The sequence below is a fragment of the Klebsiella sp. AqSCr genome (assembly GCF_008452795.1).
Taxonomy (GTDB): Bacteria; Pseudomonadota; Gammaproteobacteria; order Enterobacterales; family Enterobacteriaceae; genus Klebsiella; species Klebsiella pneumoniae.
This window is the reverse complement of record NZ_MJDM01000005.1, coordinates 1,126,948-1,140,936: the sequence shown is the minus strand read 5'-3', so window position 1 is coordinate 1,140,936 and position 13,989 is coordinate 1,126,948. Positions and strand designations below refer to the sequence as shown.

Below are 13,989 nucleotides of genomic sequence, written 5' to 3'. Positions count from 1 at the left end.
GTAGGCTGTACGTATCAGGCAGTAAGACAACAAAGTGAAGATATAATGAGCAAAACAGAATTTTACGCGGATCTGAACCGCGATTTCCAGGCATTAATGGCAGGTGAAACCAGTTTTCTGGCGATGATCGCCAATACCAGCGCGCTGTTGTTCGAGCGGCTGAGCGAGGTCAACTGGGCCGGTTTCTACCTTCTGGAAGGCGATACCCTGGTGTTGGGACCGTTCCAGGGCAAACTGGCCTGCGTGCGGATCCCGGTCGGGCGAGGCGTATGCGGCGCGGCGGTGGCGCAGGCTCAGGTCCAGCGCGTCGAGGACGTCCACGCCTTTGACGGCCACATTGCCTGCGATGCCGCCAGTAATTCGGAAATTGTCTTCCCTCTGCGCGTGAATGGCCAGATTATCGGCGTGCTGGATATCGATAGTCCGGCTTACGGGCGCTTCACCGCTGAAGATGAGCAGGGGTTGCGCACGCTGGTCGAGCATCTGGAAAAACTCATTGCGGCCACGGATTATCAAAAAATCTTTACCCGTGTCGTGGGATAATCAACGGATAACGTAGCATTTAGCGAGGACGTCATTATAATGTCGCCTGTTCATGCCTGCGGCTTGTTGGCTACGTCCGTTGTAATCAGGAAATTTCATGGAAAATCAACCTAAGTTGAATAGCAGTAAAGAAGTTATCGCCTTTCTGGCCGAACGTTTCCCGCAGTGCTTTAGCGCTGAAGGTGAAGCGCGCCCCCTGAAAATCGGAATTTTTCAGGATCTCGTTGAGCGAGTGGGTGGTGAGATGAATCTCAGCAAGACCCAGCTTCGCGCTGCATTACGTCTCTACACGTCCAGCTGGCGTTATCTGTACGGCGTAAAAGCCGGCGCTATTCGCGTTGACCTGGATGGCAATCCGTGCGGCGAACTGGAAGAGCAGCACATTGCCCATGCGCGTCAGCAGCTGGAAGAAGCGAAAGCTCGCGTTCAGGCGCAGCGCGCAGCCCAGCAGGCGAAAAAACGCGAAGCCGCTGCGGCCGCAGGCCAGCAGGATGAAGGCGTTCGCCGCGAGCGTAAACCGCGTCCTCAGCAGCCGCGTCGTAAAGAAGGCGCTGAACAGCGTAAACCGCGTCCTGTTGCGGCCAAAGCCCCGCGTGAAGAGCGTCTTACTCCGGTATCGGATGTTTCCGTTCTGACCGTCGGCCAGGCGCTGAAGGTAAAAGCAGGCAATAACGCCATGGACGCCACCGTTCTGGAAATCACCAAAGATGGCGTTCGTGTACAGCTGACTTCTGGTATGTCAATGATTGTACGCGCAGAACACCTGGTGTTCTGAAACGGAGGCCGGGCCAGGCATGAACACATTTTTTAAAATCACCGCGCTTGCGGGCCTGCTGGCAATAGCAGGCCATGCATTCGCTGTTGATGACATAACCCGCGCAGATCAAATCCCCGTGCTGAAAGAAGAGCCGCAGCACGCGACGGTAAGCGAGCGCGTGACGTCGCGCTTTACCCGCTCTCATTACCGTCAGTTTGATCTCGACAACGCCTTCTCGGCAAAGATTTTTGACCGTTACCTGAACCTGCTGGACTACAGCCACAATGTGCTGCTGGCCAGCGATGTGGCGAAGTTTGCGGCTAAAAAAGACCAAATTGGCGATGAGCTGCGCAGCGGGAAACTGGACGTTTTTTACGACCTCTACAACCTGGGGCAGCAGCGCCGCTTCGAGCGCTATCAGTATGCGCTGAAGGTGCTTGAACGTCCGATGGACTTTACCGGCAATGATAATTTCAACCTTGACCGCTCCAAAGCGCCGTGGCCAAAAGACGAGGCCGAGCTGAACAAGCTGTGGGACGCTAAGGTTAAGTTTGACCAGTTAAGCCTGAAGCTGGCGGGTAAAGACGATAAAGAGATCCGCGACACCTTAACCCGTCGCTATAAGTTTGCTATCCGTCGCCTGGCGCAAACCAACAGCGAAGATGTCTTCTCGCTGGCGATGACCGCCTTCGCTCGCGAAATCGATCCGCACACAAATTATCTGTCGCCGCGTAATACCGAGCAGTTCAACACCGAAATGAGCCTCTCACTCGAGGGGATCGGCGCCGTGCTGCAGATGGATGATGACTATACCGTCATTAATTCGCTGGTGGCGGGCGGTCCAGCCGCGAAAAGCAAAGCGATCAGCGTCGGCGATCGCATCGTTGGCGTTGGCCAGACCGGGAAGTCGATGGTTGATGTCATCGGCTGGCGTCTGGATGACGTCGTGGCGCTGATTAAAGGGCCGAAGGGCAGCAAGGTTCGTCTTGAAATCCTGCCGGCCGGTAAAGGAGCCAAGACGCGTATTGTAACGCTGACCCGCGAGCGCATTCGTCTGGAAGACCGTGCGGTGAAGATGTCGGTGAAAACCGTCGGGAAAGAAAAAGTCGGCGTGCTGGATATTCCAGGCTTTTACGTTGGCCTGACCGATGACGTGAAAGTGCAGCTGCAGAAGCTGGAAAAACAGAACGTCAGCAGCATCATCATTGACCTGCGCAGCAACGGCGGCGGAGCGCTGACAGAGGCGGTATCGCTCTCGGGTCTGTTTATTCCGTCCGGTCCGGTGGTGCAGGTGCGGGATAATAATGGCAAAGTGCGCGAAGACAGCGACAACGATGGCGTGGTTTATTACAAAGGGCCGCTGGTGGTGCTGGTTGACCGCTTTAGCGCCTCGGCGTCTGAGATCTTCGCCGCAGCGATGCAGGACTATGGCCGCGCGCTGATCGTTGGCGAACCGACCTTCGGTAAAGGGACGGTACAGCAGTATCGCTCGTTGAATCGTATTTACGATCAAATGCTGCGTCCGGAGTGGCCGGCGTTGGGTTCCGTCCAGTACACCATCCAGAAGTTCTATCGTATTAACGGCGGCAGTACGCAGCGCAAAGGCGTGACGCCGGATATCATGATGCCAACCGGCAATGAAGATCGCGAAACCGGCGAGCAGTATGAAGACAACGCGCTGCCGTGGGATAGCATCAACGCGGCCACCTATGTGAAGTCCGGGGATCTGACCCCGTTTGGACCGGAGCTGCTCAAGCGCCACGACGAGCGTATTGCGCAGGATCCTGAATTCCAGTACATCATGAAGGATATTGCCCGTTATAACGCGATGAAGGACAAACGTAACATCGTCTCTCTGAACTACGCCCAGCGTGAGAAAGAGAACGAAGAAGATGATGCGATTCGTCTGGCGCGGATTAACGATCGCCTGAAACGCGAAGGCAAGCCGCCGCTGAAAAAACTGGACGATCTGCCGAAGGATTACCAGGAGCCGGATCCGTATCTTGATGAAACGGTCCATATCGCGGTAGACCTGGCGCATCTGGAAAAAGCGCGCCCGGCGGTGGAACCGCCGGCCAGCAAATAAGTTGCTAACGGGCACCCTGAGAGGTGCCCGTTTTTTTTGTGCGCGTTGTCATCGCCATTCAGCTCATCTAACAAAATGTCAACCTGCGCTGCCGCTGTCAGCAAGATGCTACAAAATGTAAAGTTGTGTTTTTATCGTGACTTAGCGGGGGCTGATGGTTGAAAATTGCAGCCTGACCCATACGATGTGGGTAATCGCATAGTGCGTTTTGTTAAATTGAGGTAAAAAGAAAATTATGATGCGAATCGCGCTTTTCCTGCTGACGAACCTGGCAGTGATAGTCGTGTTCGGGCTGGTGTTAAGCCTCACGGGGATCCAATCCAGCAGCATGACCGGTCTTCTGATTATGGCCCTGCTGTTCGGCTTCGGTGGTTCTATCGTTTCGCTGATGATGTCGAAGTGGATGGCGCTGAAGTCAGTGGGTGGGGAAGTGATCGAGCAGCCGCGCAACGAAACGGAACGCTGGCTGATGAATACCGTTGCGCAGCAGGCGCAGCAGGTAGGTATTGCCATGCCGCAGGTAGCTATCTATCACGCGCCTGACATTAACGCCTTCGCCACCGGCGCGCGTCGTGACGCCTCGCTGGTCGCCGTCAGCACCGGGCTGTTGCAAAACATGAGCCGTGATGAAGCGGAAGCGGTCATTGCCCATGAAATCAGCCACATCGCCAATGGCGATATGGTTACCATGACCCTGATCCAGGGGGTGGTGAACACCTTCGTTATCTTTATCTCCCGCGTTATCGCGCAGATTGCGGCCGGTTTCCTCGGCGGCAACCGGGAAGATGAAGGGGAGAGCAGCAATGGCAACCCGCTGATCTACTTCGCCGTCGCCACGGTGCTTGAGCTGGTGTTCGGTATTCTGGCCAGCATAATCACCATGTGGTTCTCGCGTTACCGTGAGTTCCATGCTGACGCCGGCTCGGCGCGTCTGGTAGGCCGCGAGAAGATGATTGCAGCCCTGCAGCGTCTGAAAACCAGCTATGAGCCGCAGGAAGCCAGCAGCATGATGGCGTTCTGCATTAACGGTAAAGCGAAATCCATGAGCGAACTGTTTATGACTCACCCGCCGCTGGATAAGCGTATTGAAGCCCTGCGTAGCGGTGAATATCTGAAATAATCCATCTTCTGACGCTGAAAACGAAAATCCGCAGCCCGCAAGCTGCGGATTTTTTTTACCGTCCGTCAGGCTGCGCGCGGCTGAGTGACCCGCAGACCGCTAATTAGCGCGGCGACGATAGCCAGGGTGCCGGCCAGCAGCAGGGCGGTGTGGGTGCCGTTGTTACCGAGCAAATTGAATAGCAGCGCCACCAGCGCCGCGCCGGTGCTCTGTCCGAGCAGGCGAGCGGTGCCCAGCATGCCGCTGGCGCCGCCGCTACGATGGCTCGGAGCCGAGGCGACGATGGTATGGTTGTTCGGCGACTGAAACAGCCCGAAGCCGGCGCCGCACAGCGCCATGCGCCAGATGATATCCAGATCGGAGGGCGACGAGGGCAGCAGCGCCAGGCCGAACAGGCCGCAGGCCATAATCAGCAGGCCGACAGCCCCCAGCAGCCCGGCATGACATTTCTCGATCAAATAGCCGGCCAGCGGCGCCATCACCATGGTCGCTAACGGCCACGGCGTTAGCAGCAGACCAGTCTCCACTTCGCTGCGCCCCATCATCGACTGCAGAAAAAAGGGCAGGGAGACCATCGCCAGCATCTGCGCGCAGAAGGAGCAGATGGAAGTGCAGATAGAGAGAGAGAAGAGTGGGATACGCAGCAGGTCGACCGGCAGCAGGGGGACGGGCATCGTGAGCTGGCGGCGAACGAAGAAGAACCCCACCACCAGCATAGCGGCGACCTCCGCCAGCACCAGCTGAGTGGACTGCCCCTGGGCGAAACCGCTCAGGGCGGTGATTAGCAGCCCGAAGGTAAGGGCGTTCATAATGGCGCTCGGCAGATCGAAGCGGATGATTTTGCTGCGCGCGCTGTTGGGCGGCAGAAAGCGCATGGCCAGAACAAAGGCGACGATGCCGAGAGGCACGTTAATTAAAAACAGCCATTGCCATGAGGCGAGGGAGAGGATCGCTGCGGCGATAGTCGGGCCGGCCGCCGAAGAGACGGCAACGACAAAGGAGTTAATGCCCATGCCGCGACCAAGAAAGCGCTGCGGATAAATCAGACGGATCAGCGCGGTGTTGACGCTCATCAGCGCGGCGCCGCCCAATCCCTGCGCGACGCGAGCGAAGGTTAGCATTTCGAGGCTACGCGACAGCGCGCAGGCCAGCGAGGTAAAGATAAACACCACCAGGCCTATCTTATAGATACGCCGATAGCCGACCATGTCGCCGAGGAAGGATAGCGGCAGCAGGGCGATGACAATGGCGATTTGGTAGGCGTTAACGATCCAGATTGAAGCCGCCGGTGAGGCGTTGAGATCGCTGGCGATAGTCGGCAGCGCGACGTTGGCGATAGCCCCGTCGAGCACGGCCATGGTCAGCCCAAGCACGATGGTCAGAATGGCGCCATAGCGTTGCGGCAACGGCACGCCATCAGAAGAATTTTTATCCATGGTGAATATGAGTCTTAAATGAAACGGTTTTTTGAATGATGAGTTTAGCATTGATTAATTCGCAGTATGTCGCAGATTTGTAACGAAGTGGCAGAAGAATGATTGCGGCTCAGAGGCGGCGAATTTATAATAAAAACCGGTTCTAATTTTTATAAAACAGTTACGACGAGGTGATAAATGGCAGGTGCAGATTTGGATAAACAGCCAGATTCTGTCTCTTCGGTATTGAAGGTTTTCGGCATCCTACAGGCGCTGGGTGAAGAGCGTGAAATTGGCATTACCGAACTGTCCCAGCGCGTCATGATGTCGAAAAGCACCGTTTATCGCTTTTTACAGACCATGAAATCACTGGGCTATGTGGCACAGGAAGGAGAGTCTGAGAAATACTCTCTCACCCTCAAGCTGTTCGAACTGGGCGCGCGCGCGCTGCAGAACGTCGACCTGGTGCGCAGCGCCGATATTCAGATGCGCGAACTTTCGCGACTGACGAAAGAGACCATCCATCTTGGGGCGCTGGATGAAGACAGTATCGTCTACATCCATAAAATTGACTCGATGTATAACCTGCGGATGTACTCGCGTATTGGCCGCCGCAACCCGCTGTACAGTACCGCGATTGGCAAGGTGCTGCTGGCATGGCGCGATCGCAGCGAAGTGGAGCAGATCCTCGACGGCGTGGAGTATAAGCGCAGCACCGAGCGGACCATTACCAGCACCGAGGAGTTGCTGAAAGTGCTGGATGGCGTTCGCGAGCAGGGCTATGGCGAGGATAATGAGGAACAGGAAGAGGGGCTGCGCTGCATTGGCGTGCCGGTGTTTGACCGTTTCGGCGTGGTCATCGCCGGGCTGAGCATCTCTTTCCCAACGCTACGTTTCTCTGAAGAACGCTTGCATGAATACGTGGCGATGCTCCATCAGGCGGCGCGTAAGATTTCTGAACAAATGGGATACAACGACTATCCGTTCTGAGGCGGCGGATACCGGGTTGGCGACCGCGGCGCTACGTCGCGATCGCCGGTTCGATGTTAGCCGTTATCAACCACGGTTGTGCTTTTACGCAGCAGAGGGCAACTGCTGACGCCGATCACTCCGCTGTCGGAATGAACATAAAGTGCGGTGCTGACTCCGCGGGCGGTGAGGTATTGGCACTTAAGACCCAGACCGCCGACGTTTTCCTCACTGTGGAATAACACCCCATAACCGCTCAATAATACGCCAATCCATAAGATAGCCACCAAGATAATAGTACGAATGATTAATCGCATTGATGCCTCATTATTTGTATGATCCCTGGCGTGATTTTGACACGAACACGTTTTGAAACAAGTCGATGATTCCTAAACTTACCTTTCGTAATACAGTTAGCCGCGGTTTAAGAAGGCCGTGCTATCCTGGCGACATTGCGTACTGATGCGGAGAGTGGAGTGAAAAAATTACGGTGGGTTTTACTGATAGTCATCATAGCAGGCTGCCTGTTGCTGTGGACTCAGATGCTTAACGTAATGTGCGACCAGGATGTTCAGTTTTTCAGCGGCATTTGCACTATTAATAAATTTATTCCGTGGTAAGACATTTTTCTGCCGACTGATTTCCTTCTGCGCCGCGGGTGGTAGAATGAACGCCTTCTCTTTGAGGTGGTGAAATGAGTGAGTTACTAAATCCTGGGATTTTAAATCTGGCATCGCTGGCTGTGTCCGTGGCGCTGCTGCTTGTTGGTCTGTTGTTATGGTTCTTCGTCAACCGCGCCAGTTCGCGGGCCAATGAGCAGATAGAGCTGCTGCAAGCGCTGCTGGATCAGCAAAAGCGGCAGAATGCGCTGTTACGTCGCCTGTGCGAAGCTAATGCGCCAGAGAAAGAGGATGTGGCTGAGCCGACCGTCGCCGGCAAGGCGAAAGGGGAGGATGAGTTTATCCGCCTGGTAGCTGAACGTTAAGGCGCCCGACAGGTGTGCATCATAAGATGCGCACCTGCATGATAGCGGGCGGTAATATCTTATTCTTATTCCATTATTCCTTTCTTAGTGCAATATCCTCTTTATTACACGCTGTAAATAAAGTCATTCTCGCCGCGTTTATTGTTGGGTAACGTGACACTGTCATCTTTTTTTCATTATTAAGGTGCAGAATTAGCACTATTTTTAGCGTGACGACTAACAGGTTTTATTATCACTACACTGGCACGGCTTAGCGATTTTTAGTCTGGAGTTATAACGAATTATGCGCATCAATATTCACCGTTGCCCACCAGACGCTTACATTACAGCAGTTCGTGTACGGACATACCTGGACGAAGCGAAGTTGTTGAGCTATGGTAAAAAAGTTGCAGTAATGAGGCAACGAATGGGCGATATTGGCTGATGCTGTAGCGCCTTGCCAGGGGCGGCAAAGACGCATAAATGTGCAGGCGATCAAATGATTACCTTATAATTTGTGCGAACGATCGAGACACGTTTAAAAATGGCTTGCCATTATTTACGTAGTGTGTGATAACACGTTTCGGGTTAAACGAGGTACAGTTCTGTTTATGTGTGGCATTTTCAGTAAAGAAGTCCTGAGTAAACACGTTGTCGTTGAATACCGCTTCTCTGCCGAACCTTAAATTAGTGCCTCATGCAGTTATGTGTCAGTTTTATCTAGGTAAACGCCAGCAGGCGAAGAAAACAGTCTAAGGAATTTTGCAAATGGCAAAGATTAAAGGTCAAGTTAAGTGGTTCAACGAGTCTAAAGGTTTTGGTTTCATTACTCCGGCTGATGGCAGCAAAGACGTGTTCGTACACTTCTCCGCTATCCAGGGTAACGGCTTCAAAACTCTGGCTGAAGGCCAGAACGTTGAGTTCGAAATTCAGGACGGCCAGAAAGGTCCGGCTGCAGTTAACGTAACTGCTATCTGATACAAGACCATTCTTCTTGTATAAAAGCCTCGCCTGCGCGGGGCTTTTGCATTTTTATTGCAAAGCATGTCATTTTTCCCCCTCCCGTCGCGTCTTGTTGCAAATACTCATCTTTATTAGCATTGTGTAGCAGTCTGTTTTGCTAATTTTCTGTTAAATCAGTTGGTTGCAAAACAATGCCGGAGCTATGGTGCTAAAGAAAAAAACGAAGTCCGCCGCCAGTTTCACCCCGATTCGCTTCGGGTTACTGTGTGTGGCCATTCTCGGTTGTCTGGGGCTGCTGCTGGTCCGCGTGGGCTGGCTACAAATTATCTCCCCCGATAACCTGGTAAAACAAGAAGATATGCGCTCCCTGCGCGAAGAACCCGTAGCGGTTGAGCGGGGGATGATCAGCGACCGGGAAGGACGGCCGCTGGCGGTGAGCGTTCCGGTCAGTGCTATCTGGATCGACCCGCAGACCACTATGGAGAAGGGCGGTGTGGGCTATGGACCCCGCTGGCAGGCGATGGCCGAAGCGCTGCACCTCAACCTCGGAGAGCTGGCCCAGCGGGTACAGAGTCATCCCCACGCTCGCTTTCTCTATCTGGCGCGTCAGATCAATCCCGAGCAGGCAGAGTGGATTGATAAACTGCATCTGCCGGGCGTCTACCTGCGCGATGAATCGCGACGGTTCTACCCGGCGGGCCACGTGGCTGCCAATCTGCTGGGCTTTACCAATGTTGATAATCAGGGCATCGAAGGGGTGGAGAAAAGCTTTAACGCCCAGTTGACCGGTAAACCCGGGCGACGTCTGGTGCGTAAAGATAAACATGGCAATGTCATTGAGAACATTACCGAAGTGCCGCCGGTTCCGGCGCATAATCTGCAGCTGAGTATTGATGAACGCCTGCAGACGGTGACGGAAGACGCCCTCGACAACGCCGTCCGCTGGAACAAAGCAGAGTCCGGGGCGGCGGTATTGATCAAAATTGATACCGGCGAGATCCTGGCGATGGCCAGCTATCCGGACTTCAATCCGAACAATCGCGATAGCGCGACGCTGGATGATTTTCGCAACCGGGCCATCAGCGACACCTTCGAGCCCGGGTCGACGGTCAAACCGCTGGTGATCATGACTGCGCTGCAGCAGGGGATTGTCCAGCCAGACAGCGTGGTGGATACCCATCCGTTCGTCCTCGATGGCCATCGTATTCGCGATGTGGGCTATTATCCGGAGCTGAGCCTGACCGGGATCCTGCAGAAATCCAGCGATACCGGCGTGTCCCACCTCTCGCTCGCCATGCCGGTGCAGCATCTGATCGATACCTATAAAGCTTTCGGCTTCGGCGAACCGACGGGGCTGGGGTTGACCGGCGAAAGCGCCGGGCTGATGCCGCATCGCCGCTACTGGGGGCAACTGGATCGCGCCACCTTCGCCTTCGGCTATGGTTTGATGGTCACCCCGCTCCAGCTCGCCCACGTCTACGCCACCATCGGCGGCTTCGGCATTGCGCGACCACTGTCGATTACCCGCATCGATCCGCCGGTGATGGGCACGCGGGTGATGCCGGAGAGTATTGTGCATAGCGTGGAACATATGATGGAGAGCGTGGCGCTCCCGGGCGGGGGCGGTACCAAAGCGGCGGTACGCGACTACCGGGTGGCGGTAAAAACCGGCACGGCGAAGAAAATCGGCCCGGACGGCAAATATATCGATAAGTATGTGGCCTATACCGCCGGCGTGGCGCCCGCCAGTCGACCACAGTTCGCGCTGGTGGTGGTGATGAACGATCCGAGCAATGGTTCCTATTACGGCGGCGCTGTGTCCGCGCCGGTCTTCAGCCAGATCATGGGCGATGTCCTGCGGCTGGAGAACGTCATGCCGGACGGCATGCCGCAAGGGGCGGAGAATCTGATCGTAATGCACGATAGCCACCCACAGGGGCCGGCGCTGTAACAGTGGTCTGCAGGGGCGAATAGCGCTACACTTTCGCCCTTTCAGCAACACCGGAGCCGTCATGTCATACAGTTGCCCCCTTTGTCACGCGCCGCTCAGCCGTAGCGACAACCACTATTCCTGCCCGCAGCGGCACCAGTTCGATCTGGCGAAAGAGGGGTACGTCAATCTGCTACCGGTGCAGTTCAAGCGGTCGCGCGATCCCGGCGATAGCGCCGAAATGATGCAGGCCCGGCGGGCGTTCCTCGACGCCGGACATTATCGGCCGCTACGGGATGCTATCGCTGAGCGGCTGCGACATTACGCCCCTACGGATTTACTGGATATCGGCTGTGGCGAGGGGTATTACACCCACGCGTTTGCCGCCATCGCCAGCCGCAGCTGGGGGCTGGACGTGTCGAAGCCGGCGATCCGCGCGGCGGCAAAACGCTACCCGCAGGTGAATTTTTGCGTGGCCTCCAGCCAGCGCCTGCCATTTTCCGACGCTAGCTTCGACGCGGTAGTGCGCATTTACGCGCCCTGCAACGCCGAAGAGCTGGCGCGGGTGGTGCGTCCCGGTGGTTGGGTGATCACCGCCACGCCGGGTCCCCGTCACCTACTGGAGCTGAAAGGGCTGATTTACGATGAAGTTCGCCTGCATGAGCTGAAGACGGAAGCGATGCCGGGGTTCCGCCTGGAGGCTCAGCAGCAGCTGGCTTACCCGATGATCCTGACGGGAAGTGAAGCGCAGGCCCTGCTGCAGATGACGCCGTTCGCATGGCGGGCTAAAGCCGAAGTGCACGCCGCGCTGCGTCAGCAGCCGACCTTTGGTTGCCAGACCGATTTTATGATCCACTGCTGGCAGCGCGAAGCGTAAAGCTTAACCGGCGAAATGGCTCCAGAGGATTTCGCTGCCGATGCCAATCAGCACGATACCGCCGAGAATTTCGGCTCGTTTGCCAAGCAGCGGGCCGATAAAGCGACCGACCATCATCCCCAGCGTCGACATGATAAAGGTGGCGCAGCCGATCGCCAGCGCGGTGGTCACAATGCTGACCTGCAGGAAGGCCAGACCGACGCCGACGGCCATCGCGTCAAGGCTGGTGGCGAAGGCGGTGGTGACCAGAAGCCAGAAACCATGTCGGTGAGGCGCCTCGCACGCCTCGTCGCTGTCGCCGCGAAAACCTTCGACGATCATTCGCCCGCCGAGAAACACCAGTAAAATAAAGGCAATCCAGTGATTCCACTCGAGGATAAACTGGCTGGCCAGCATGCCAAGCCCCCAGCCGACCAGCGGTGTCAGGGTTTCAATGGCGCCAAAAATCAGCCCGGTGCGTACTGCCTCTGAAAATTTGGGTTTATGCAGGGTGGCGCCTTTGCCGATGGAGGCTGCGAAGGCGTCCATGGACATGCCGAAAGCGAGAAGAATGGTAGCGGATAAATTCATGTGCGTGTCCTGACCGGGGATAATCCATATGACACATCGCTGCCCCCAGTAAACATACGCGGAGCCGCTCAATGGCTGAGCAATACGTACAGCAGTGATGTATCTATGGTCTCGCCTGATTGAATCTCTTCAACCCGTACGTGCCACGTTTTGCAACGAGTATGTTGACACGTACATTTCCTGGCGGGCAGGAAATCGGCTACTCCCCAACGACGGGCGCAACCTTAACATATTTTTAGAATATAAAACAATAACAGAAGAGGGCTATTTTAATAACCAAATGATAACGATTTTCATTTAAATTTATAAGTGAAAAAATAGTTAATAAAAAAGATAAGGTTAGGCGGGAAATATAGCCGTGGCTATAATATTTCTCCGCTGCTAACGGGAATAATATAGCGCTGGCTATATTTTTAAGTCATTGAGTTGTAATGAGAAGTTTGTATATCTTCTCCAGATCGTCGATATTTCGTACGCGTATCAGCAGCCGCCGTTGCTCTAATTGCATCACCAGCACACCGTCCTCGGATAAATTCATCTCTTTAATCCGCTGATATTCTATCCACACGTTGGCGAAGAAAAAGCCGCGCGGTTTAAAAATGATTTTCGGCGTACGGATCCAGAATAAATAGAGCCCCATCAGCGCCAGCGCAGATAATAGCCAGGTGGTGATCGCCGTGCCGTGCTGGGTGATGTTGTTATAGATCAGAATGGCGGTGAGGCCGACAAAGATCATGCCGTCAACGCGACTGTGGCGAAGCAGGGGGATGGCCAGCAGTACCGGGCCGTTTCGCCTCGGCATAATAAACTGGTCATATATCGCGTAGGCCAGTAGCGCAAGGATAAACAGGATGATCACCAGGTCCGTGAAGGTCATTGCTTTGCGTTTCTCCTGATAAAAAAAAGCCGGGGGCAAGCCCCCGGCGTACAGCCTGGAAATTACAGACCCAGCAGGCCGACCGCGTAGCCGGCGATACCGATGACGAAGAAGCCAACGATGATCCACAGCGGGTTAACTTTCTTACGCAGCAGCCACATACAGGCGAAGGTCAACAGCAGCGGCACCAGACCAGGCATCAGCTGATCAAGGATAGTCTGCACCGTGGTGACGTGAACCTGTCCGTCAGAGCCGGTGATTTTTGACACCACCATCGGAATGTTCACATGCGTCCACTTGTTAACCAGCGCCCCCATGACAAACAGGCCGAGGATTGACGCCCCCTCAGTCAGTTTCTGCAGGAAGCCGCCGCCCATATCTTTAACGATATCCACGCCTTTGCGATAACCATAGGCGACGCCGTAGTAACGGGTCAGCAGACGCACCGCGTTGAACAGGATAAAGAACAGCAGAGGACCGAGCAGGCTACCGCTCATCGCGATCCCGGCGCCTAAGGCTGCAAACACCGGACGCACGGTACCCCAGAAGATCGGGTCGCCAACGCCGGCCAGCGGTCCCATCAGACCGACTTTGATGCCGTTGATAGCGCCATCGTCAATCTCTGCGCCATTGGCGCGCTGCTCTTCCATCGCCAGCGTTACGCCCAGTACCGGAGCGGCAACGTAAGGGTGGGTGTTGAAAAACTCAAGGTGACGCTTAATCGCCTGCTTACGCGCATCGTTGTTCTCCGGGTACAGACGACGAATCGCCGGAACCATAGAGAAGCAGAACCCCAGCGCCTGCATACGTTCGAAGTTCCATGAACCCTGGAACAGGTTAGAACGAATGAACACGCCACGAATATCACTCTGTGTGAGTTTTTTCTCGGTGGTATTTTTAGTCATATCAACCATTTCG

Annotated in this window: 14 protein-coding genes and 2 pseudogenes; 11 read left to right on the top strand and 5 right to left on the bottom strand. The window is 55.1% G+C overall.

Annotated features, from left to right (window positions below):
• Positions 1-45 precede the first annotated feature (45 nt).
• From BHE81_RS09485 to htpX, 4 genes and pseudogenes are all read left to right on the top strand, one after another.
• Positions 46-559: pseudogene (locus BHE81_RS09485) on the top strand (GAF domain-containing protein).
• An 81-nt stretch (positions 560-640) separates the two neighbouring features.
• Positions 641-1,318: an RNA chaperone ProQ gene (gene proQ, locus BHE81_RS09480; protein WP_002911385.1), complete on the top strand. Its 678-nt coding sequence runs from the start codon at positions 641-643 to the stop codon at positions 1,316-1,318.
• A 19-nt stretch (positions 1,319-1,337) separates the two neighbouring features.
• The gene (gene prc, locus BHE81_RS09475; protein ID WP_004145536.1) at positions 1,338-3,386 is read left to right on the top strand and encodes a carboxy terminal-processing peptidase; all 2,049 of its coding nucleotides are present in this window, start codon (positions 1,338-1,340) and stop codon (positions 3,384-3,386) included.
• A gap of 235 nt (positions 3,387-3,621) precedes the next feature.
• A complete protein-coding gene (gene htpX / locus BHE81_RS09470) occupies positions 3,622-4,506 on the top strand; it encodes a protease HtpX (RefSeq protein ID WP_009307542.1) in 885 nt (294 codons plus the stop codon).
• Positions 4,507-4,571: 65 nt separating this feature from the next.
• Here htpX and BHE81_RS09465 read toward each other — a convergent pair whose 3' ends face one another.
• Complete coding sequence (locus tag BHE81_RS09465; RefSeq protein ID WP_004184658.1) at positions 4,572-5,942, bottom strand: MFS transporter; 1,371 nt, start codon at positions 5,940-5,942, stop codon at positions 4,572-4,574.
• Positions 5,943-6,119: 177 nt separating this feature from the next.
• Between BHE81_RS09465 and kdgR the strand changes: the two genes are divergently transcribed.
• Positions 6,120-6,911, top strand: a complete 792-nt coding sequence (gene kdgR / locus BHE81_RS09460; RefSeq protein ID WP_002911378.1) for a DNA-binding transcriptional regulator KdgR — start codon at positions 6,120-6,122, stop codon at positions 6,909-6,911.
• Positions 6,912-6,967: 56 nt separating this feature from the next.
• Here the strand turns inward: kdgR and BHE81_RS09455 are convergent, their stop codons facing one another.
• Positions 6,968-7,207 carry a YobH family protein gene (locus BHE81_RS09455; RefSeq protein ID WP_004145533.1) on the bottom strand — a complete coding sequence of 80 codons (240 nt, stop codon included), beginning with the start codon at positions 7,205-7,207 and terminating at the stop codon, positions 6,968-6,970.
• Positions 7,208-7,366: 159 nt separating this feature from the next.
• Between BHE81_RS09455 and mgrB the strand changes: the two genes are divergently transcribed.
• The 6 genes and pseudogenes from mgrB to rlmA all read left to right on the top strand — a co-directional run bounded on the left by mgrB (position 7,367) and on the right by rlmA (position 11,624).
• Positions 7,367-7,510: a PhoP/PhoQ regulator MgrB gene (mgrB, locus tag BHE81_RS09450; protein ID WP_002911375.1), complete on the top strand. Its 144-nt coding sequence runs from the start codon at positions 7,367-7,369 to the stop codon at positions 7,508-7,510.
• Positions 7,511-7,584: 74 nt separating this feature from the next.
• The gene (locus BHE81_RS09445) at positions 7,585-7,875 is read left to right on the top strand and encodes a YebO family protein (protein ID WP_002911374.1); all 291 of its coding nucleotides are present in this window, start codon (positions 7,585-7,587) and stop codon (positions 7,873-7,875) included.
• Positions 7,876-8,465: 590 nt separating this feature from the next.
• Positions 8,466-8,537: pseudogene (locus BHE81_RS09430) on the top strand (DUF2627 domain-containing protein); the annotation flags it as partial.
• 85 nt (positions 8,538-8,622) lie between these two features.
• Complete coding sequence (cspE, locus tag BHE81_RS09425) at positions 8,623-8,832, top strand: transcription antiterminator/RNA stability regulator CspE (protein ID WP_001062678.1); 210 nt, start codon at positions 8,623-8,625, stop codon at positions 8,830-8,832.
• A gap of 187 nt (positions 8,833-9,019) precedes the next feature.
• A complete protein-coding gene (gene ftsI / locus BHE81_RS09420) occupies positions 9,020-10,768 on the top strand; it encodes a peptidoglycan glycosyltransferase FtsI (RefSeq protein WP_002910924.1) in 1,749 nt (582 codons plus the stop codon).
• Positions 10,769-10,829: 61 nt separating this feature from the next.
• The gene (gene rlmA / locus BHE81_RS09415; protein ID WP_009307543.1) at positions 10,830-11,624 is read left to right on the top strand and encodes a 23S rRNA (guanine(745)-N(1))-methyltransferase; all 795 of its coding nucleotides are present in this window, start codon (positions 10,830-10,832) and stop codon (positions 11,622-11,624) included.
• A 3-nt stretch (positions 11,625-11,627) separates the two neighbouring features.
• On the opposite strand, the gene mntP is transcribed toward rlmA, so the two are convergent.
• From mntP to BHE81_RS09400, 3 genes are all read right to left on the bottom strand, one after another.
• The gene (mntP, locus tag BHE81_RS09410) at positions 11,628-12,194 is read right to left on the bottom strand and encodes a manganese efflux pump MntP (RefSeq protein ID WP_002910921.1); all 567 of its coding nucleotides are present in this window, start codon (positions 12,192-12,194) and stop codon (positions 11,628-11,630) included.
• A gap of 418 nt (positions 12,195-12,612) precedes the next feature.
• A complete protein-coding gene (locus tag BHE81_RS09405) occupies positions 12,613-13,071 on the bottom strand; it encodes a DUF986 family protein (protein ID WP_009307544.1) in 459 nt (152 codons plus the stop codon).
• Between the two features lie 62 nt (positions 13,072-13,133).
• Entirely contained in the window at positions 13,134-13,985 is an 852-nt protein-coding gene (locus tag BHE81_RS09400; RefSeq protein ID WP_004145526.1) for a PTS mannose transporter subunit IID, read from the bottom strand.
• Positions 13,986-13,989: the final 4 nt, after the last annotated feature.